General features: G+C 70.1%; 19 protein-coding genes and 1 pseudogene. 7 read left to right on the forward strand and 13 right to left on the reverse strand.

The window, feature by feature from the left end:
- Positions 1 to 70: 70 nt before the first annotated feature.
- Both GFH49_RS20015 and GFH49_RS20020 read right to left on the reverse strand, forming a co-directional pair.
- Complete coding sequence (locus GFH49_RS20015; RefSeq protein ID WP_155057454.1) at positions 71 to 1,897, reverse strand: AMP-dependent synthetase/ligase; 1,827 nt, start codon at positions 1,895 to 1,897, stop codon at positions 71 to 73.
- Positions 1,898 to 2,226: 329 nt separating this feature from the next.
- Complete coding sequence (locus GFH49_RS20020; RefSeq protein WP_155057455.1) at positions 2,227 to 3,105, reverse strand: LysR substrate-binding domain-containing protein; 879 nt, start codon at positions 3,103 to 3,105, stop codon at positions 2,227 to 2,229.
- Between the two features lie 169 nt (positions 3,106 to 3,274).
- Between GFH49_RS20020 and GFH49_RS20025 the strand changes: the two genes are divergently transcribed.
- Positions 3,275 to 4,279 carry a bile acid:sodium symporter family protein gene (locus GFH49_RS20025; protein ID WP_196218062.1) on the forward strand — a complete coding sequence of 335 codons (1,005 nt, stop codon included), beginning with the start codon at positions 3,275 to 3,277 and terminating at the stop codon, positions 4,277 to 4,279.
- Here GFH49_RS20025 and GFH49_RS20030 read toward each other — a convergent pair.
- Together GFH49_RS20030 and GFH49_RS20035 are read right to left on the reverse strand one after the other, a co-directional pair.
- A complete protein-coding gene (locus GFH49_RS20030) occupies positions 4,215 to 5,432 on the reverse strand; it encodes a DUF5005 domain-containing protein (protein WP_155057457.1) in 1,218 nt (405 codons plus the stop codon). The genes GFH49_RS20025 and GFH49_RS20030 overlap by 65 nt on opposite strands.
- Positions 5,433 to 5,441: 9 nt before the next feature.
- Entirely contained in the window at positions 5,442 to 7,340 is a 1,899-nt protein-coding gene (locus GFH49_RS20035) for a sialidase family protein (protein WP_155057458.1), read from the reverse strand.
- Between the two features lie 365 nt (positions 7,341 to 7,705).
- Here GFH49_RS20035 and GFH49_RS20040 point away from each other — a divergent pair, with 365 nt between their 5' ends.
- Positions 7,706 to 8,143, forward strand: a complete 438-nt coding sequence (locus GFH49_RS20040) for a MarR family winged helix-turn-helix transcriptional regulator (RefSeq protein WP_155057459.1) — start codon at positions 7,706 to 7,708, stop codon at positions 8,141 to 8,143.
- Between the two features lie 301 nt (positions 8,144 to 8,444).
- Here GFH49_RS20040 and fdhD read toward each other — a convergent pair whose 3' ends face one another.
- From fdhD to GFH49_RS20085, 9 genes and pseudogenes are all read right to left on the reverse strand, one after another.
- Complete coding sequence (fdhD, locus tag GFH49_RS20045; protein WP_155057460.1) at positions 8,445 to 9,293, reverse strand: formate dehydrogenase accessory sulfurtransferase FdhD; 849 nt, start codon at positions 9,291 to 9,293, stop codon at positions 8,445 to 8,447.
- Between the two features lie 6 nt (positions 9,294 to 9,299).
- Positions 9,300 to 9,908, reverse strand: a pseudogene (locus tag GFH49_RS20050) (4Fe-4S dicluster domain-containing protein); the annotation flags it as partial.
- Complete coding sequence (locus GFH49_RS20055) at positions 9,877 to 10,353, reverse strand: hypothetical protein (RefSeq protein ID WP_155057461.1); 477 nt, start codon at positions 10,351 to 10,353, stop codon at positions 9,877 to 9,879. The gene GFH49_RS20055 and the pseudogene GFH49_RS20050, both read right to left, overlap by 32 nt.
- Positions 10,354 to 10,426: 73 nt before the next feature.
- Positions 10,427 to 11,209, reverse strand: a complete 783-nt coding sequence (locus tag GFH49_RS20060; protein ID WP_155057462.1) for an aminoglycoside phosphotransferase — start codon at positions 11,207 to 11,209, stop codon at positions 10,427 to 10,429.
- Between the two features lie 71 nt (positions 11,210 to 11,280).
- Positions 11,281 to 11,421 carry a hypothetical protein gene (locus GFH49_RS20065; RefSeq protein ID WP_155057463.1) on the reverse strand — a complete coding sequence of 47 codons (141 nt, stop codon included), beginning with the start codon at positions 11,419 to 11,421 and terminating at the stop codon, positions 11,281 to 11,283.
- Positions 11,418 to 12,539 carry a radical SAM protein gene (locus GFH49_RS20070; protein WP_155057464.1) on the reverse strand — a complete coding sequence of 374 codons (1,122 nt, stop codon included), beginning with the start codon at positions 12,537 to 12,539 and terminating at the stop codon, positions 11,418 to 11,420. Before GFH49_RS20070 ends, GFH49_RS20065 begins: the two co-directional genes overlap by 4 nt.
- 304 nt (positions 12,540 to 12,843) lie before the next feature.
- Positions 12,844 to 13,257 (reverse strand): hypothetical protein, encoded by a 414-nt coding sequence (locus GFH49_RS20075; protein ID WP_155057465.1) that lies wholly within the window; start codon positions 13,255 to 13,257, stop codon positions 12,844 to 12,846.
- A gap of 3 nt (positions 13,258 to 13,260) precedes the next feature.
- Positions 13,261 to 13,692: an ATP-binding protein gene (locus GFH49_RS20080; RefSeq protein ID WP_155057531.1), complete on the reverse strand. Its 432-nt coding sequence runs from the start codon at positions 13,690 to 13,692 to the stop codon at positions 13,261 to 13,263.
- Between the two features lie 2 nt (positions 13,693 to 13,694).
- Entirely contained in the window at positions 13,695 to 13,880 is a 186-nt protein-coding gene (locus GFH49_RS20085) for a hypothetical protein (RefSeq protein WP_155057466.1), read from the reverse strand.
- Positions 13,881 to 14,139: 259 nt separating this feature from the next.
- Between GFH49_RS20085 and GFH49_RS20090 the strand changes: the two genes are divergently transcribed.
- The 5 genes from GFH49_RS20090 (at position 14,140) to GFH49_RS20105 (ending at position 18,965) form a co-directional block, all read left to right on the forward strand.
- On the forward strand, positions 14,140 to 15,453 hold the full coding sequence (locus GFH49_RS20090; RefSeq protein WP_155057467.1) for an NsdA family TPR-like regulatory protein: 1,314 nt from the start codon (positions 14,140 to 14,142) through the stop codon (positions 15,451 to 15,453).
- 27 nt (positions 15,454 to 15,480) lie between these two features.
- Entirely contained in the window at positions 15,481 to 16,047 is a 567-nt protein-coding gene (locus GFH49_RS20095; RefSeq protein WP_155057468.1) for a GNAT family N-acetyltransferase, read from the forward strand.
- A 390-nt stretch (positions 16,048 to 16,437) separates the two neighbouring features.
- A complete protein-coding gene (locus tag GFH49_RS20100) occupies positions 16,438 to 17,775 on the forward strand; it encodes an OFA family MFS transporter (protein WP_155057469.1) in 1,338 nt (445 codons plus the stop codon).
- Positions 17,744 to 17,878, forward strand: a complete 135-nt coding sequence (locus tag GFH49_RS41010) for an MFS transporter small subunit (protein ID WP_268867513.1) — start codon at positions 17,744 to 17,746, stop codon at positions 17,876 to 17,878. Before GFH49_RS20100 ends, GFH49_RS41010 begins: the two co-directional genes overlap by 32 nt.
- Before the next feature lie 148 nt (positions 17,879 to 18,026).
- Positions 18,027 to 18,965 (forward strand): beta-ketoacyl-ACP synthase III, encoded by a 939-nt coding sequence (locus GFH49_RS20105; protein ID WP_155057470.1) that lies wholly within the window; start codon positions 18,027 to 18,029, stop codon positions 18,963 to 18,965.
- The last annotated feature ends 100 nt before the right edge of the window (positions 18,966 to 19,065 follow it).

The raw sequence follows: 19,065 nt of genomic DNA on the forward strand, positions 1-19,065 counted from the left end.
ACATCGTCAACGATCACGAGCCGTGGTGCATTCCTGACCGGAGAATCCGCCGAAACTCCATGCGCCGGCGTCACGCCCGGTACAGCGCCTCGACCTCGCCCGCGTACGCGTTCTCGATCGCCTTGCGCTTCAGCTTCAGGGACGGGGTCAGCAGCCCGTGCTCTTCGGTGAACGGCTGGGCGAGTATCCGGAACGTGCGGATCGATTCGGCCTGCGAGACAAGAGTGTTGGCGGCGACCACCGCGCGCCGCACCTCCGTCTCCAGGTCCGCGTCGCGCACCAGCTGGGCCGGGGACATCTGGGGCTTGCCGCGCATCGTCAGCCAGTGCTCGACGGCCTCATGGTCGAGGGTGACCAGGGCGGCGATGTACGGGCGGTCGTTGCCGACGACGATGCACTGGGAGACCAGCGGATGGTCTCGTACGCGTTCCTCCAGCTGGCCGGGCGAGACGCTCTTGCCGCCGGAGGTGACCAGGATCTCCTTCTTGCGGCCGGTGATGGTGAGGTAGCCGTCCTCGTCGAGGGAGCCCAGGTCGCCGGTGGCGAGCCAGCCGTCGTGCAGGGTCTCGTCGGTGGCCTTCTTGTTGTTGAGGTAGCCCTGGAAGACGTTGGCGCCGTGCAGCCAGATCTCGCCGTCGTCCGCGATGTGCACGGTCATGCCGGGGATGGGCTGGCCGACGGTGCCGTAGCGGGTGCGCTCGGGGGGATTGGCGGTGGCGGCGGCCGTCGACTCGGTGAGGCCGTAGCCCTCGTAGATGTGCACGCCCGCGCCCGCGAAGAACAGACCGAGCCGCCGGTCCATCGCCGAGCCGCCGGTCATCGCCTGCCGGATGCGGCCGCCCATCGCCGCCCGGATCTTGGAGTAGACGAGCTTGTCGAACAGCTGGTGCTGCACGCGGAGACCGGCCGAGGGGCCGGGCCCGATGCCCCAGGCCTTGGCCTCCATGGCGTCCGCGTACTTCACGGCGATCTCGACGGCCTTCTCGAAGGGCCCCGACTTGCCGTCCCGCTGGGCCTTGCGGCGGGAGGCGTTGAAGACCTTCTCGAAGATGTACGGCACGCCGAGGAAGAACGTCGGCTTGAAGGCGGCCAGGTCGGGAAGGAGGGCGGCCGCGCTCATCTGCGGCTGGTGGCCGAACTTGACCTTGCCGCGGATCGCGGCGACCTGCACCATCCGCCCGAAGACATGCGCGAGCGGCAGGAACAGCAGGGTGGCGGCCTCGTCGCCCTTCTTGGAGTGGAACACCGGCTCCCAGCGCTCGATCATGGTGTCCGCCTCGTACATGAAGTTGCCGTGCGTGATGACACAGCCCTTGGGGCGGCCCGTCGTCCCCGAGGTGTAGATGATCGTGGCGACCGAGTCCGGGGTGACCGCCTTGCGGTGCCGGTGCACGAGCTCGTCGTCGATGTGGGCGCCGGCCTCGTACAGCTCCTGCACGGCGCCGGAGTCGAGCTGCCACAGCTGGTGCAGCTGCGGCAGCCGGTCGATGACGGTGGCGATCGTCATCGCGTGGTCCTCGTGCTCCACGATCGCCGCCGTGCACTCGGCGTCGTACAGCATCCAGAAGCACTGCTCGGCCGAGGACGTGGGATAGACCGGCACGACCTGGGCGCCGATCGTCCACAGCGCGAAGTCGAAGAGCGTCCACTCGTAACGGGTGCGGGACACGATCGCGACCCGGTCGCCGAACCGGATGCCTCGGGCAAGCAAACCCTTGGCGAGAGCCAGCACCTCGTCACGGAACTCCGATGCGGTGACATCCCGCCACTGATCGAGTTCGTCCTTGCGGCCCAGCGAGACGTGGTGAGGGTCCTCCTGGGCGTGCTGGAAGACGGCATCGGCCAGACCGCCCACCGGCGGTGCCAACGCCAACGGAGGGTTGGTGAACTCGCGCAAACCCCGCTCCCCGCTCCTGATGACGCTCCGCACAGGCCGTGAAAGCTACCCCACCCGGGAGCGGGACGGGAGGGGGTCGAAACGGAGCAACGCTCAGGTACGCCCTGGTCAGCGCCGGAAAATGCGCTCACATGGGGAAGGGTCGGACAGAAATCCTTACGGTTCAGTAAGTTTCGGTGCCGCAATCTCCACCGAATCTGTACGCCGCGATTACCGCACGGGACGAGGCCGGCCCCGGTATACGCCCTCCTCTTCCGTCAGCGTACGCACGGGCTCTTTCGTCACACCCTCGTGAAGAACAGTTCCGGCCGCTACGACTGCCTGACGTATCAGAAGCCCTTCCGCTGACGGCGGTGCAGTCGGTCGCCGCCCGCGAGGATGGCCGCCGCCAGGGCCTCCGCCGCGCCCTGGGCCGAGGTGCGGCGGGGGCCGTGGACGAGGACGAAGTCCACCTGGCCCAGTTCCGGCAGGCCCGTCCGGTCCGGGACGCGGACCAGGCCGGGTGGGATCAGGCCGCGGGAGTGGGCCATCACGCCCAGGCCCGCGCGGGCCGCCGCGACGAGGCCGTTGAGGCTGCCGCTGGTGCAGGCGATGCGCCATGCGCGGCCCTGTCGCTCAAGGGCCTCCAGGGCCAGCGCGCGGGTGATGCCGGGCGGTGGGTACACGATCAGCGGGACCGGGCGGCCGGGGTCAAGGCGCAGGCGTTCCGCGCCGATCCACACCAGGTCGTCGTGCCAGACCAGTTCGCCGCGCGGGTCCTCGGGCCGCCGTTTGGCCAGCACCAGGTCGAGCTTGCCGGCGGTCAGCTGCTCGTGCAGGGTGCCCGACAGTTCGACCGTCAGTTCCAGGTCGACCTCGGGGTGGTCGTGGCGGAAGCCTTCGAGGATCTCCGGCAGCCGGGTCAGCACGAAGTCCTCGGAGGCGCCGAAGCGGAGCCGGCCGCGCACCCGGGTACCCGTGAAGAACGCCGTCGCCTGCTCGTGCACCTCAAGGATCCGGCGGGCGAAACCGAGCATCGCCTCGCCGTCCTCGGTCAGCTCCACCGAGTGGGTGTCCCGGGTGAACAGCTGCCGTCCGGCGGCGTCCTCAAGGCGCCGCACATGCTGGCTGACCGTCGACTGGCGCAGCCCGAGACGCCGGGCGGCCTGCGTGAAGCTCAGGGTCTGCGCCACCGCCAGGAAGGTGCGCAGATGGGAGGGGTCGTACACACGGGACACGGTAGCGCTTTATCGTGGAACGCGATGACAGTCAGAACGGTATGCGGGATTCCCGATCGTGCGGCAGCGGAGGACGATGGAGAGGGGTCTTCTCGGCCCCGTACCGCCTGAGAACCAGAGCCAGTGGAGCACCGTGAAACGCCTACGCCCGCCGCGTTGGATGCCGATCGACCCGTACATCCTGCTCCTGCTCGGGACGGTCGGTCTCGCCGCTCTGCTCCCGGCGCGCGGGACGGGCGCGGACATCGCCTCCGGTGCCTCCACGGCCGCGATCGCCTTCCTCTTCTTCCTGTACGGGGCCCGGCTGTCGACGCGCGAGGCGCTGGACGGGCTGAAGCACTGGCGGCTCCATGTCACGGTCCTGGCCTGTACGTTCGTGATCTTCCCGGTGCTCGGTCTGGCGTCCCGCGGCCTCGTCCCGGTGCTGCTGTCGGAGCCGCTCTTCCAGGGCCTGCTCTTCCTCACCCTGGTCCCGTCGACCATCCAGTCGTCGATCGCGTTCACCTCGATCGCCCGCGGCAACGTGCCCGCCGCGATCTGCGCGGGCTCCTTCTCCTCGCTGGTGGGCATCGTCCTGACCCCGCTGCTGGCGGCCTCCCTGCTGGGCAGCACGGGCGGTTTCTCCGCCGACTCGCTGATCGAGATCGTGCTCCAGCTGCTGGTGCCGTTCGTCGCCGGGCAGCTGCTGCGCCGGTGGATCGGAAACTTCGTCGCCCGGCACAAGAAGGTGCTCGGGCTCGTCGACCGCGGGTCGATCCTGCTCGTCGTCTACACCGCGTTCAGCGAGGGCATGGTGCAGGGCATCTGGCACCAGGTCAGCCCCGCCCGGCTGGCCGGTCTGCTCGCCGTCGAGGCGGTGCTGCTGGCCGTGATGCTCACCCTGACCTGGTACGGCGCCAAGGCGCTGCGCTTCGACCGCGAGGACCGGATCGCCATCCAGTTCGCCGGCTCGAAGAAGTCCCTGGCCTCCGGACTGCCCATGGCGAGCGTTCTGTTCGGCGCGCACGCCTCGCTGGCCGTGCTGCCGCTGATGCTCTTCCACCAGATGCAGCTGATGGTCTGCGCGGTGATCGCCAAGCGCCGCTCGCACGACAAGGTGCTCACCGAGCCGGTTCCAGCCGAAGAGTCACGAATCGCGGTCGGTACAGGGACACGTTCCGGCTGAGCTGCGCCGCCGCGCCGCCGCCGGCGTCCAGCCAGTTGACGTCATAGCTGAGCACCAGCCGCCCCTCGTCGCTCAGCTCCGGGTGGACCTGAGGGTTGTACGCGGCGACCTGCCCGTCGGGCAGCGCGGGGCTGAAGTCCCGCGTCGGCCCGTGCCAGGGCCCGGCGGGGGAGCAGGCCCAGTACGAGGTGATCGTCGTCAGCCCCTCGGTGCCCGCCGCCATGGTGAACAGCACATACGTCCCGTCCTCCCGCACCACCGAGAACGCGCTGCCCACCCCGTCGTCCAGCACCGCGCGCGGGACGGCACCGGCCGCCCACTCGGACCCGTTCCAGTACTGCCAGGCGCCCGGCTCGGCGAGCCTGCCCTCGGGCACCCGCGCCACATACGCCGACGAGGCCGGGCGGGACAGGGCCTGGCCGTCGTCGCCGCCGAAGACATACGTCCAGCCGTCCCGCTCGACCAGCGTCGTGCCGAACAGGACACGCCGGGACGGATCCGGGACGAGCCGCTGGTCCATCACCGGGACGACCGACTCGACCCGCAGGTCCGGCAGGGACAGGGTGGCGACCTCGGTGGCCGTGGGCACGCCGTAGATCCACGGCGACTGGCCCGCGGTCCGCAGCCACAGCAGCACCCGTACGACCTGCTCCGACGAACCGGGCGAGCGCGGCTCGACCTTGGCGGCGACCGGCCACCGCCACTGGTTCGGGGCCGGGTCGGGGAAGACGGGCGCGGGGAGGGTGCTCTGGAGACGGCCGTCCCGCATCACCACCGCCGAGTTGCGGACCAGCGGCGCCGTCGTGTCCCGCCAGGTGTGCGACTCGCCGACCGGGTTGGGCGGCGCGTACACCTGGCCCAGATAGGTGTCCGAGAACAGCCAGAGCACCCGCCCGTCCGGCAGCCGCACCGAGTGGGTGCCGTCGCCGCCGGTCCAGTCGTCCGCGCGGGAGGCGTCGTCGCCGTAGCGGGTGAACTCGCCGGTCAGCCCGCGGTCCGCCGACCAGGAACCCACCGTACGGGCCCGGCATGCGCCGCCGCCCTCCCGGTCGTCGTCCGGAAGGGCGGTGAGCAGCACTGCTCCGAGCACCAGGGCCAGTAACAGACCGATCCCGGTCCGCGTCCGCTGTCGTGCTCGTATGTCGTCGGGCACGCCGCGACGCTATCCGACGCCGTTCACCTGGTCCATGGGCAGCCACACCACCGTGCCGAGAACCGGACCCGTGCCGTCCGTACGGACCTCGGTGAGTTCCGCATCGGTCAGCGCCCGGTCCCAGACGCGGACGTCGTCGATTCCGCCGGTGAAGAAGGCGCGGCTGTCCATGCGCTCGCCGATGTGCACACCGAAGGGCGAGTTGCGGCTCACCGAGCCGGGCACGTCGGCGGCGCTGACCGTCTTGCCGTCCAGGAACAGGGTCAGTGTCCCGTCGCCCCGGCGCAGCGCCAGATGGTGCCAGCGGCCGTCGTTGTACGCGCCTTTGGTGCTCAGGGACGCCTTGCGTACGGTCGTCGGGCCCTCCCGCGTGGTCATCAGGGCCTGCACGCGGTCGCTGCCGGGCTCGCCGCGCAGCGTGATGTGCGGCTGACCGGTCGCGACGCCGCCCATCGACAGCAGCGGCTGCTCGCCGGAGGTGGCGGTGTGCCGGAACCAGAGAGAGGCGGTGAAGTCCTTGGTGCCGAGCGGGAGCCGGTCGTGGTACGGCAGGCGCACGGCGTCGTCGGTGCCGTCGAAGGCCAGCGCCCCGTCGAACGCGCCGTCCGTGACCGTGGCACCGCCGAGGACGGCGGCCGGCGGGGCGAGCGGGGCCTGGTCGGCGGTGGTGGGGTCCGGGCCGCGCCGCGGGGCGAGCCGGCCCTCGTCGAACCGGGCGAAGCGGATCTCGTCGCGGGCGTCGACGGCGCCGGCCTCGTACATCAGGCCCAGGGTGGTGCCGGTGATGTGCACCAGGTCGGAGTAGCCGGACCAGTCCCGGGTGACGACCGTGCCGCGGTCGACGCTGTCCCAGGTGGCGCCGCCGTCGTACGAGGAGCGGATCATCATGGTCCGGCGGCGGTCGGGGTCGCCGGGGCAGGCCAGCAGCATGCGGCTGCTCACCCGCAGTATCGAGCACTGCACCTGCGGGGCGTACAGGTCGGGCAGGTCCTGGAAGGGCGTGCCGAAGCTGTCGCCGCCGTCCTCGCTGACGGCCTGGGTGCGATGGCCGAGGTCGGTGCCGTCCTGCTCGCGGCCGCTGATCAGGATCGTGCCGTCGGCGCGTTCGGCCAGCGTCAGCTCGCCGTTCTTCTGCTCGAAGGTGCCGTCCGCGGCGACTTCCGAGGAGTCGGCGGCGCCGAGCCGCCAGTGGTCGCCGCCGTCGTCGCTGATGATCAGCGCTGCATGGTTCGCGGTGACCCGGCTGCCGTTCCATGTCTCGCCGTTGACGCTGATGACGATCCGTCCGGCGTTCAGGCCGCGGGTGAGCTGGATGCCGTGCACGGGCCCCGTCGCGTACCAGGAGTTCCAGTGCTCGGGCAGGATCTCGGCGCTCAGGTCGCGCGGCTCGGACCAGGTGCGGCCGTCGTCGTCGCTGTACTGCAGATACGGGCTGCGCTCGCAGGGGATGTCGCAGTTCCCGCTGTCCGTACGGCCCTTGTTGTACGTCTCGGCCAGCAGGATCCGGCCGGTGGCCTGGTCCACGACCGGCGTCGGATTGCCGTGCGTGTCGCCCACCCCCTCGTTCACCACCTGGACGGGGCCCCACGTACGGCCGCCGTCGGTGGAGCGCTTGACGACGATGTCGATGTCGGTGGCGTCACCGCAGTTGAGGACACGGCCCTCGGCGAACGCCAGCAGCGTTCCCTGGTTGGTGCGCACGATCGCCGGGATCCGGTAGCAGGCGTAACCGGGGTCCTGCGAGGCCTTGAAGAGCACCTGCTGCTCGAACTCGGTGTCCTGGGCGGCGGGTTGGGCGTGTGCGGGGCTCGGCAGCGCGGCGGCCGCCGTACTGACGGCGGCCGCGGTGAGCGTGTGTCTCAGAGCTCGGAGGGGGGATCTGAGACGTGCACGGAGACTTGGCGGCATGGCATGACCTGCCCTTCAGGCATCTGGACATCTGACCGTCTGGACGTCCCACGTCCAACATGCGTGCGTCAGAAGGTAGTTGTGGCATCGGCCGTTCACGGCAAACTGCTGGGGGTCCGCGGGAGTACTGAAGGGAGCGCTGCCGGTGACGCGCGCCCCTACGTGTACGGCTCCGGCTTCTCGCGGGCTATTCGCCCCAGCGGGCAGGCACCCACAGGCACGGGGGAGGCCATGCCCTCGCCGGGACAGGCGGCGTCGTACCGGACGCGATGCATCGGCCACACCTCCACGCGATTCGTTGGGAGTCCCAACGATAAGCAGATGATCGTAGGGAAGTCCAACGACATTTCACCTAGTGTGTTGCCATGGCCGAAGCTCCCCTTCTCGCGATACGCACCCTGCCCAGCTGGCTCCTGGGGCGGGCCGCCGCCCGGGGCCGCGCCCTGGTGGCCGCCGCACTGGCCGAGGAAGGCATGAGGACGTGGCACCATGTCGTCCTCTCGGCCGTCCATGACCTCGCCCCCGTGGCCCAGGCCGACCTCGGCAGAACCGTCGGCCTCGACCCCAAGGAGGTGGTCGGGATCCTCAACGACCTGCAGTCCGCGAGCCTGATCGTCCGCACCCCCGACCCGACGGACCGCCGCAAGAACGCCGTCTCCCTGACCCAGGAGGGCGCCCGGCTCCTCACCCGCTGCGAGACCGTGGCCCGCACAGCGAACGACGCACTCCTCTCCCCCCTCTCACCGGCCGAACGCGCCCAGTTCATGGACCTGCTGACCCGGATCTCCGGCACGGACAACTGACGCGCCCGTCACGACAGCTCAACGCCGTCGCGTGGCGCCTCCCTGCCCACACAAACCACCGGCAAGGGCCCACCAGCGCCCACTGTCCCCACCGTCGGCCGCGAGGGAGCCGCAGGGGGCGTGCCGGTGCCGAGAGCCCGAACGCGCGGAGGCGCGAAGCGCCGAGCACGATCGGGCTCTCGACACCGGCATACAACGCCCCCGGAGGCGACCGAGCCGTCAGACGCAGCGGGGCCCTGAATGGCGCAGGGGGCGCTCCCCGCCGTAAGGGGCCCCGCCGTCGTGTCCGCGGGGGAGCCGGTCAGCCCTGGGCGGCCGCGGTCCGCAGGGCGATGCGGTCCTCGCCCGCGTACACGTTCATGGAGCTGCCGCGCAGGAAGCCCACCAGGGTCAGCCCGGTCTCGACCGCCAGGTCCACCGCGAGGGACGACGGAGCCGACACGGCCGCGAGCACCGGAATCCCGGCCATCACCGCCTTCTGTGCGAGCTCGAACGACGCCCGCCCCGACACCAGCAGGATCGTCCGGGACAGCGGCAGGCTCCCACTCTGCAACGCCCGGCCGACGAGCTTGTCCACCGCGTTGTGCCGGCCGACGTCCTCCCGTATGTCGAGCAGCTCGCCGTCCTCGGTGAACAGGGCCGCCGCGTGCAGCCCTCCGGTGCGGTCGAACACCCGCTGGGCCGCGCGCAGCCGGTCGGGGAGGTCGGCCAGCAGCTCGGGCTCGACCCGTACCGGGGGAGTGTCGGTGATCGGCCAGCGGGCCGTCGTACGGACCGCGTCCAGCGATGCCTTGCCGCACAGACCGCACGACGACGTGGTGTAGACGTTCCGCTCCAGGGTGATGTCCGGGATCACGACGCCCGGCGCCGTCTTCACATCCACCACGTTGTACGTGTTCGAACCGTCCGCGGTGGCCCCCGCGCAGTACACGATGTTCTGCACGTCCGAGGCCGCGCCCAGCACGCCCTCGCTCACCAGGAACCCGGCGGCGAGCGCGAAGTCGTCCCCCGGCGTCCGCATGGTGATCGCGAGCGCCCTGCCGTTCAGCCGGATCTCCATGGGTTCCTCGGCGACGAGCGTGTCCGGCCGGGTGGAGACCGCCCCGTCCCGGATCCGGATCACCTTGCGTCGTTCGGTGACTCGTCCCATGTCTGATCAGCCCCGGTTCTGTACGTGCTGGTAGCCGAATCGGCCCTTGCTGCAGAGGTTGCCATGGGTCACCGGGTTGTCGTGCGGTGAGGTGACCTTCACGATCTCATTGTCCTGCACGGGGAGGGTGAGGTTGCAGCCCACTCCGCAGTACGCGCACACGGTCGTCGTCTCGGTCTGCTGGGACTCGTCCCATGTGCCCGCCGCCCGCATGTCGAACTCCGACTTGAACGACAGCGCCCCCGTGGGGCAGACCTCGATGCAGTTGCCGCAGTACACGCACGCCGAGTCGGTCAGCGGAGCGTCGTGCTCCACAGCGATCCGCGCGTCGAATTCCCGCCCCGCCACCGAGATCGCGAGGGTGTTCTGCCACTGGTCACCGCACGCGTCGACGCACTTGGAGCGGAGGATGCACTTGTCGTAGTCGCGCACATACAGATCGTTGTCGACCTTGGGTCCCTCGCCCAGGCGGGCCGCGTCCGGGCCGAAGCGGTCCGGCTTCGCCTCGTACTCCTTGATCCATTCGGCGACTTGTGGAGTCATCGACAAGTCGACCGAGGACGCGAGGGGTTCGAGGACGATCTTACGGCTGTGGTGGGCCCGTTCCGTGTCGGATGCTGTTGAAGCGGGGGAATCCGCGGTCGATCCACTGCTGCCGTACGGACTGGCGGCAGGTGGTCACCGTGGCGATGGTGTCGACCGTGCGGCGCAGGGCCGCCCACCACTCGCCGGGCAGCGTCAGCGGCCGGTCCAGGACGGGGCCGCCGGTCTGGAGTACGGGGAGGGTGACGTATTCGGTGAGTTCGGCGCGGTAGGCGTGGCCGTCCTTCGTCCAGTCACCGAAGCCGACCAGCCGGGGGCGTGGCACGCTGGCCGGGATCTGTGCGGCGGCCGTGACCGTGCCCTCCCACAGATTGCCGCCCGCCTTGTCTTCGGGCATGGACAGCACTCGCGCCACAGGTGACCGGCGGCCGTGGGTGCGCCCTTCCCACCCCCATGCCGCCGGGCCGGTCGGCTCGGCGGCGAGGGCGCTCGCGCCGGCGGCATGCGCCTCACGCATCCGGGCCCGTGTGGCGTCGTCAGGCGGCGGCGAAGACATTGGTTACCTCTCGGGGCTGTGGCGGTCGGGCCGGTCAGCGGTGGGCGCTCCATGTACGGGCGGCGTGCAGCATGCCGTCCACCCAGGGTTCCGTCTGGCCGTCCGCGATCTCTTCCCACACGCTGGCAGTGGCGCGGGCGAAGGCATCGATGCTCTCTGCTGGGGCGGTGTTCCATGCCGGAATGCGGGCGGCCCACTGCTCGGCCTGGGCGGGCGTGTGGCCGGAGTCGATCAGCCACACGACCCAGAGCGCGGGGTCGATCCACGCCGCGCCGCGTGAGGCCCATGCCCAGTCGACCAGGACGGCAATGCGGCCGGTGATCAGGACGTTGGTGGGGAACCAGTCGGTGTGACAGAGCGTGTCGCCGGCGAACAGCTCCGGGGTGTCGGTGTGCGCCTTCATCCGGTCCGACATGGTGCGCAGGGTGATGTCCGGCGCCTGGGTGGTGGAGAGGCGGCTCATCACGTCGGCTACGAGCGGGAGGTCAGGCGACCCGGGCGCGTAGTCGGCGTGGCGGCCGGGGATGTCCTCGAAGCCGAGGACATCCCAGCCGGCTGCCTGGATGCGCCACAGCAGGGCCGGGGCGATGCCGCGTACGTGCGGGTTGACGTCTGCCTCCCGCGCTTGTGTCCACACCCGGCGGTGCCCCTCCCGCAGGCCCTTGACGAACACGGTCGTCTCTGGGGTGTGGATGCGGGCGGCGATCTCGCTGTTCAGGCCGCTTACGGCGGTCTCGTGCTTGAGGACGGGCCCGGTCCGGGTCTCGATGAGGGCCAGGACGTCGGCGGGAAGTTCATGAAGGCGTTCGGTGGACATGGGCGGAAGTCTTCCAGGCAGGGCTGGGGGCCCTGGCGCGTACGGCGCCAGGGCCCCCGGATCGGATGGGTTCAGTTGTACGGGTTGTCGTCGCCACACCCCGGGACGGTCCTGGCCGCGGCGGTGTAGACGTCGATGTTCTCGATCACCTCGATCATGTCGGGCTCCTCGGTCCGGGTGGGTCCGAGTTCGACCATGACGGCAGCGTTCATCGTGTTGCCTCCTTCATTCCGTGCTGGCAGTAGTGGTGCAGTGGTGCCTTCGCCTTCTGGAAGACCTTCGCCATCGGCCGGCAGACCCGACAGGAGTCGGAGAGCTGACAGCCGGTGCATCCTCCGGTGCGAAGCATCAGGGACTCGGCGATACCGCCGAGCCGGGCGAGTCCTTCCACGCCTTCGGCGATCAGGTCGACGTTCGGTTCCCGGCCGACCTTGCAGATGGACGCGCGGCCGAACGGGTCGGTGTGGAAGAACGTGACGCCGGCGGGGCAGCCGGTGAACGGTGCCCTGTGGGTGAGGTGTTCGGGTGACTGCGACGGCAGCGGCTCGGCGGTGCCGTGGATCGTCGGGGACAGGTTCGCGTACTCGCGGAACGGCAGGGCGAGCCGCTTTGCCCACGCGCGCATCGCGTCGGCCTCATGCGCGTTCTGCCGCGTGATGATCAGACTCAGGTCGAGGTTCAGCCCGGCACTGACGGCCTTCTCCAGGCCTACCGTGAACCGGTCGAAGGCGCCCCGGTTGCGGGTCACCTTGTCGTACGTGCCGGCCGTCGCGCCGTACACGCTGAGCGACATCTTCGACGGCGGCAGCCGGGTCAGCAGCCCTAGGACGTGGGGCTTGTGCAGGCGGGAGCCGTTCGACAGCACCTCCACCTGCATCCCCAACGCGTGCGCGTACTCGTACGCCTCGGGAAAGTCCGGATCGATCAGCGGTTCGCCGCCGGTCATCTGGAGCCAGATCACCCCGGCCGCCGCCATGACCTGAAGCAGCCGCCGTTTCCCGGCCATGTCCAGGCCCTCGAACCGTTTCTCGCCGAGATAGCACATCACGCAGTCGTAGTCACAGCCGAGGTTGATTTCCCAGGTGGCGCGGCTGAACTCGTACGGGCCTGGCTCTCGGACCAGGACGGTACCGGCGGCGCAGCGCCCGGTGAGGTCGATACCCCAGGCGCGGCTGACGGCGTCGGTCAGCCACCGGGGGATCACGTCGCCGTCCGAGACAGCAGCCCGGAGCTGAGCGAACTTCGCCGCTGGGATCTTCACGGCCTTGGGGCTTCCCGGCCGCAGGACCAGGTGGTCAGTCTGGAACGGGCTTGCGATCAGATCGTGCACAGTTCCTCCTGTGTCGACTCGGTTCCCGGTCGCACCCCGGCCGGGGCTTGTGGGCGCTGCCCTCCCCTGGGAAGAAGGGCGGAGCGGGCGGCCCGTGTGGGGCCCCCGGCGGATGACCGGCGTCAGAGCGGGGGCCACCCGCTCCTCCGCCTCCCTCGGGGTGGGACGCGGAGTCGTCGTGCCGTCCCGGACCTGCGGGCGGGCGTGGGAGTGGTGCCCGCGACCCGGGACGGAGTTGGACCGGCGGGGCGCGGGCTCACGGGCATCCGCACCCCGCCGGGGTCTGGTGGGGGTGGAGCGGCAGTCAACGCGGGCCCCCTGGCCCTGGAGGCAGGGTGCACGTATGGGCGCAGGCCCACAGGCGAAACAGCCTCCCGCGGTGGCGTACGTCGCCCAGGACACGGCCGGAGGCCCCCAAGTACGCGCTGCACAGGGCGCATTCCATGGCCATCTGCTGACGCGCGTTCAGGTCGGTGAACTTCGGCAGGGGTGGCAGCGGCCCCGGGGCAGGCTCGGTGGTCGTGAAGGGCGCGCGCTGGGGATGCGGGTGCGGTGCAGGAACCTGCTGCACGGGCTGGATCGGGTGCACGGGCTGTACGGGCTGTATCGAAGGAGCGGGGGCGGGGTCCTGGGGCTGCCCGCCGGCGGGAAGCGCGTTCTGTGCAGTGGTGCGGCCCTGGGTGAGGTTGGCGGCGGCCTGTCCCGTGGTCATCGGCATGGGCTATTCCTTGGTGGTGAGTTCGGACCAGACCCGCTTGCCCCACGGGCGGCGGTGCGGGCCCAACTGGTCGTAGCCCCACCGGTCGGAGAGCGCGTCGACCAGGACCAGGCCGCGGCCGGACACGTCGCCGTCTCCCGGCTTGCCCAGCTCGGGCGTGCGGCGCGGGGCACGGTCTACCACGGCGAGGTACACACGGTCATCGCTCGGCCGGTCCACGATGACCCGCACCGTGGGACCCCAGGCGTGCCGGACCGCGTTGGAGGCCAGCTCCGACACCACCAGGGCCGCCGCCTCCGCCGTCTCGTCGGGCAGACCCCAGGCGGCACAGGCGGTGACGGCCAGGCGGCGCGCTATGGCGGCTGTCTCCTCGGTGCGCGGGTGGGTCTCGCTGTAGCCGGGGTGCCCCTTGGCGCGGGGCCGTACGGTCGCCATGGTCACGCCGCGCCCCCGAGATCGAGGTACACCCGCAACCTGGGGGTGGTCCAGCGGGCCGGATCGCCGTGCCGCTGAGCATAGGCGCGGGCGTGCTCGTTTATCGGCCGCGAGTGTGCGGCGACCGGCGCGGCCGTCGTGGTCCTGGTGATGCTCGCGGGGTGGGGCTCCTGGGTCGTGTGGGTCATCGCTCTGCCTCGCGCTTGCGTCGGCTCAACAGGGGTCGGCGGCCCCGGCAAGGGGGACATGCGCGAGGCCGCCAACCTCACGGGGGAGCCCTAAGAACACCGGACGACAGCGGGCGGTTCGAGGACACGAAGCGGCCATCCAGCGGCCATTCAGCGGCCCTCGGGGCGGCGAACGCCGTCGGATTCCCCATCACCCCGTGCACGTCAAGCCAGTTGGGCCATACGTTGGGTGACGGAAGCACACGCATCAGGGGGACTGATGGCGAGAAAGCCCGGAAACGAGAAGCTGTTCGCGGCACGCCTGTCGAAAGGCTGGTTCAGCCAGGAGCGGGCAGCCGAAGGCGTCACCGACGCCGGGAAAGACGCGCTGCGCGACAGCAGTTTCGCGGTCAGCGTCCGGACTTACCGGCGGTGGGAGTCGGATTCTCCTGGGTGGCCTCAGCCGGACTACGCGACCGCGCTGCGGGCCGCGTTCGGGCGGGGGCCGGATCACCTGGGGTTCGTGCCGCCGACAGATCTGGGGGTTGACGTCCCTGCTGATTACCAGGAGATCATCCCGCCTGTGAAACGTCGTACCTTCACGGCCGGGGTCGGTGCCGCTGTCGGCCTGCCCTGGCTCGCACCGTCCCCCGCCTCCGCCCAGCCGTCCGACCGGTCCGAAATCAGGATCGGCGCGGACGACATCGACATGTTGCAGGCCACGGCCGCCGATCTCGACGCCATCGACCAGAGATTCGGCGGTGACCGGCTGTGGCGCGCGGCCCGCTCACATCTGATGTGGGTGCACTATCTGATCGATGTCGGCGTTTACACGGGCGATGTCGAGCAGGAGCTGCGGCAGATCGCCGGTCAGCTCACCACGTCTCTGGGCTGGTTCTGCTACGACGCCGACCAGCAGGACGAAGCCCGCACGTACTTTTCCGAGGCCCTGAATACCGCGCTGCTGACGCAGGACGAGCCGCTTGCGACGCGGACCCTGTCCAACATGGCCCGTCAGTCCGTCGACCTGCGCAAGCCCCGTGAAGCCGTGCGGTTCGCGCGGCTCGCCGAGCAACACGCTGCCGCCTGGGCTGCGCCGCCCCGGGTGGCCGCGCTGCTGGCTATCCGGGCCGCCCAGGGCTACGCCAAGATGCGTGATGAGATGAACGCCTCCGCCGCGATCAAGCGGGCATGGCGGGCGTTCGACCAAGGGCCCAGCGACCGCGACCCGGAATGGTCGCTGTTCCTTAACGAGGCCGAACTTGTCTGCCTGGAAGGCATGTGCCGGTCCGATCTCGGACAGCACCGCCGCGCGGTGAAACTTCTGGACCGGTCGGCCCGCCTTCAGGACATCGAGCACTCACGCAACCGGGGCATGTGCCTTGCCCGGCTCGCCGGGGCGGCTATCCAGGAACAGGACCTTGATCACACCGTAGCCGCCGCCCGCGAGTCCCTGCGCCTGATCGACGGCGGCATGACCTCCACCCGCAACCGCCGGCAACTCACCGTCGTCCGCGACGGGCTCAAGCCGTACCGGAAGGCCAGCGGAGAGGCGCGCGAGACGATCGAGCTGCTAGACCTGCACATCGCCTGACCCGCACCGGAAAGGGACGACCACGGCATGCCCACACACACCCCGCACCTGACGCTGCGCCGCCACACCCCGGAGGCGTCGAAGGACATCGCGGATGACCTGATCGCCGTGTACGCGGAGGTCTACAACACACCACCGTACGCGGGTGATCCGTTTTTCGCCGTGCCCACCTACATCAACCGCCTGCATGCCGCGTTCGGCATGCCCGGCTACGAGACCGTCACCGCACACCTGGACGACGGCACCCTTGCCGGGTACGTCCACGGCGTCACCCTCGACCCCGAACGCGCCTGGTGGGCATCACTGGGCGACGCGCGGCCGGTCGAGGTGGTCAAGGCCGCCGAGCGCGGTGAGGTGTTCTGGTTGCGAGAGCTGATGGTGCTGCCCCAGCACGGGAATCAGGGCATCGGCCGACGGCTGCACGACGAGATGGTTACCGGACGCACGGAGCCGTGGACCACTCTTACGTGCATCATCGACAACGAGCCCGCCCGCTCCGCTTACCCGCGATGGGGGTACGAGGTCATCGGCCGTATCAAGCACGCGCCGGAATCCCCGGAGTATGACGCGATGATCCTGCGACCCGCAGCCTGACCCCGCACTACTAGGCGGCCCGTCCCTCGCCGGACGCTGTTGGTTTATTCCGCCCCGCTGGATCTCATCCAGCGGGGCGGAGTGCTGCGAAGGGCGAAACGCGGGTCTTGGCGTGTGGTCTGCCGGTGAGCCAGGCATCGATGCGGGCGAGGTTGACGGTGGCGCCGGTGAAGTGGCGCTGCAACCGGGTCTTGGCGAGGCCGCAACAACTCTGTCGACGAAATATTGTCTACAGTATGGAGGTTGGGCCAGCAAGGGTTCGCGCAGGAACCAGAACCGGCCACCTGCGACCACTGATCTGCGACCGTTCGTCGCGCCCTGGATACCGCTCACCGCATACGGTCGACTCGGCGCCTTTTCAACTACCCCCGTTCTCTCTACCGTTCGATCATGAGTCCCCCAGTCGCCCCCGCAGGCTGGAGCCGCTGGCTCGTGCCACCAGCCGCTCTCTCGGTCCATCTCTCCATCGGCCAGGCCTACGCCTGGAGCGTGTTCAAGCCACCGCTCGAATCCGCGCTCGGCCTCAGCGGCACCCAGAGCGCGCTGCCCTTCCAGCTCGGCATCGTGATGCTCGGTCTGTCGGCCGCGTTCGGCGGCACGCTCGTGGAGCGCAACGGACCGCGCTGGGCGATGACCGTGGCGCTGGTGTGCTTCTCGTCCGGTTTCCTGCTCTCCGCGCTGGGCGCGGCGACCGAGCAGTACTGGCTGATCGTCCTCGGCTACGGCTTCGTCGGCGGGATCGGCCTCGGCATCGGCTACATCTCACCCGTCTCGACGCTGATCAAGTGGTTCCCCGACCGGCCGGGCATGGCCACCGGCATCGCCATCATGGGCTTCGGCGGCGGCGCGCTGATCGCCTCACCCTGGTCGGCGCAGATGCTGGAGTCGTTCGGCAGCGACAGCTCCGGGATCGCGCTCGCGTTCCTGGTGCACGGGCTGTCGTACTGCGTGTTCATGCTGCTGGGCGTCATGCTGGTGCGGGTGCCGCGCACCGAGAAACCGGTCGAGGGCGCACCGGCCGCCCTCCAGGGGCCGCAGGTCTCCGCCAACAACGCGATCCGCACCCCGCAGTTCTGGTGTCTGTGGGTCGTGCTCTGTATGAACGTGACCGCGGGTATCGGCATCCTGGAGAAGGCCGCCCCGATGATCACGGACTTCTTCGCGGACACCTCGGCGCCGGTCTCGGCGACGGCCGCCGCGGGCTTCGTCGCCCTGCTGTCGGCCGCCAACATGGCGGGCCGCATCGGCTGGTCGTCCACGTCCGACCTGATCGGACGCAAGAACATGTACCGCGTCTATCTCGGCGTCGGTGCGTCGATGTACGGACTGCTCGCGCTGTTCGGCGACTCGTCCAAGACGCTGTTCGTGCTGTCCGCGCTGGTGATCCTCTCCTTCTACGGCGGCGGCTTCGCCACCGTCCCCGCCTACCTGAAGGACCTCTTCGGCACGTACCAGGTCGGCGCGATCCACGGGCGGCTGCTCACCGCCTGGTCCCTGGCCGGAGTCCTCGGCCCGCTGATCGTGAACTGGATCGCCGACCGGCAGGAGGAGGCCGGCAGGCACGGCTCGTCCCTGTACGGGCTGTCCTTCGTCATCATGATCGGGCTGCTCGTCGTCGGCTTCATCGCCAACGAACTCGTCCGGCCCGTCCACCCCCGCCATCACATCCCCGCACCCATCAACCAGGAGGCCGTCGATGTCCAGCGACAGCAGCCAGAGTCAGCCTGACCGGCGCGGGCTGATCGCCCTCGCCTGGCTGTGGGTGGGGGCGCCGCTCGCCTACGGCCTGTACGAACTCGTCCAAAAAGCGACGCAACTGTTCACCGGGTGACTGTCCGGGAACGGTTCGGGCGTCCAGGGCCTGACAGAAGTCAACAACCTGGACGCCCGATTCCTGTGGCATCACCTGCCGCCGTACCCATGAGTCACTGATCAGACTGGTGGATCCCGCAACCCAAGGCACCCTAGGGGGACCACCCATGAACGGCTCGCGGATCGCCGCCGTCGGCCACTACCAGCCCGCCAACGTACTCACCAACGAGGACCTGGCGGGCATGGTCGACACCAGCGACGAGTGGATCACGACCCGGGTGGGCATCCGGACGCGCCACATCGCCGGTCCCGACGAGCCGGTGGACGAGCTGGCCTCGCACGCCGCCGCCAAGGCGCTCGCATCGGCGGGCCTCGCGCCCGCCGACATCGACCTGGTCCTCGTCGCCACGTCGACGGCTGTCGACCGCTCCCCGAACATGGCCGCCCGGGTCGCGGCCCGGCTGGGCATCCCCTCGCCCGCCGCCATGGACGTCAACGTCGTCTGCGCGGGCTTCACCCACGCGCTGGCCACGGCGGACCACGCCGTACGGGCGGGAGGGGCCGCACGCGTCCTGGTCATCGGCGCCGACAAGATGTCCGCCGTCGCCGACTGGACCGACCGGAACACCTGCGTCCTCGTCGGCGACGGGGCGGGGGCCGCCGTCGTCGAGGCCGCGGCCGAGTCCGGGATCGGGCCGGTGCTGTGGGGCTCGGTGCCGGAGATGGGGCACGCCGTACGGATCGAGGGCACCCCCGCGCGGTTCGCGCAGGAGGGGCAGAGCGTCTACCGCTGGGCCACCACGAAGCTGCCGCCGATCGCCCGCAAGGCCTGCGAGAAGGCCGGGCTCGTGCCCGAGGACCTCGCCGCGGTCGTCCTCCACCAGGCCAACCTGCGCATCATCGAGCCGCTCGCCGAGAAGATCGGCGCGGTCAACGCGGTCGTCGCCCGCGATGTCGCCGAATCCGGCAACACCTCCGCCGCCAGCATCCCCCTCGCTCTCTCCAAGCTCGTCGAACAGGGCGCGATCTCCACCGGCGACCCGGTCCTGCTGTTCGGCTTCGGCGGCAATCTCTCCTACGCCGGACAGGTCGTCCGGTGCCCGTGAGCTGCGCCGACATCCGGGTGGGGCTTCGGACGCGGTTTTGGACGCGGCTTCGGGTGTCACTCCGGGTGTGACGAGGTCAACTCCGCGTTGCCCTGGCCCC

The organism is Streptomyces blattellae, from assembly GCF_009709555.1.
Taxonomy (GTDB): domain Bacteria; phylum Actinomycetota; class Actinomycetes; order Streptomycetales; family Streptomycetaceae; genus Streptomyces; species Streptomyces blattellae.

Excerpts from the sequence above, each read along its gene's own strand:
- GFH49_RS20100 (WP_155057469.1), top strand. The coding sequence starts at position 16,438 with ATGAGTCCCCCAGTCGCCCCCGCAGGCTGGAGCCGCTGGCTCGTGCCA.
- GFH49_RS20080 (WP_155057531.1), bottom strand. The coding sequence starts at position 13,692 with ATGGCGACCGTACGGCCCCGCGCCAAGGGGCACCCCGGCTACAGCGAG.
- GFH49_RS20040 (WP_155057459.1), top strand. The coding sequence starts at position 7,706 with ATGGCCGAAGCTCCCCTTCTCGCGATACGCACCCTGCCCAGCTGGCTC.
- GFH49_RS41010 (WP_268867513.1), top strand. The coding sequence starts at position 17,744 with ATGTCCAGCGACAGCAGCCAGAGTCAGCCTGACCGGCGCGGGCTGATC.
- GFH49_RS20025 (WP_196218062.1), top strand. The coding sequence starts at position 3,275 with ATGCCGATCGACCCGTACATCCTGCTCCTGCTCGGGACGGTCGGTCTC.
- GFH49_RS20055 (WP_155057461.1), bottom strand. The coding sequence starts at position 10,353 with ATGCGTGAGGCGCATGCCGCCGGCGCGAGCGCCCTCGCCGCCGAGCCG.
- GFH49_RS20035 (WP_155057458.1), bottom strand. The coding sequence starts at position 7,340 with ATGCCGCCAAGTCTCCGTGCACGTCTCAGATCCCCCCTCCGAGCTCTG.
- GFH49_RS20065 (WP_155057463.1), bottom strand. The coding sequence starts at position 11,421 with ATGAACGCTGCCGTCATGGTCGAACTCGGACCCACCCGGACCGAGGAG.
- GFH49_RS20060 (WP_155057462.1), bottom strand. The coding sequence starts at position 11,209 with ATGTCCACCGAACGCCTTCATGAACTTCCCGCCGACGTCCTGGCCCTC.
- fdhD (WP_155057460.1), bottom strand. The coding sequence starts at position 9,293 with ATGGGACGAGTCACCGAACGACGCAAGGTGATCCGGATCCGGGACGGG.
- GFH49_RS20075 (WP_155057465.1), bottom strand. The coding sequence starts at position 13,257 with ATGCCGATGACCACGGGACAGGCCGCCGCCAACCTCACCCAGGGCCGC.
- GFH49_RS20090 (WP_155057467.1), top strand. The coding sequence starts at position 14,140 with ATGGCGAGAAAGCCCGGAAACGAGAAGCTGTTCGCGGCACGCCTGTCG.
- GFH49_RS20105 (WP_155057470.1), top strand. The coding sequence starts at position 18,027 with ATGAACGGCTCGCGGATCGCCGCCGTCGGCCACTACCAGCCCGCCAAC.
- GFH49_RS20095 (WP_155057468.1), top strand. The coding sequence starts at position 15,481 with ATGCCCACACACACCCCGCACCTGACGCTGCGCCGCCACACCCCGGAG.
- GFH49_RS20085 (WP_155057466.1), bottom strand. The coding sequence starts at position 13,880 with ATGACCCACACGACCCAGGAGCCCCACCCCGCGAGCATCACCAGGACC.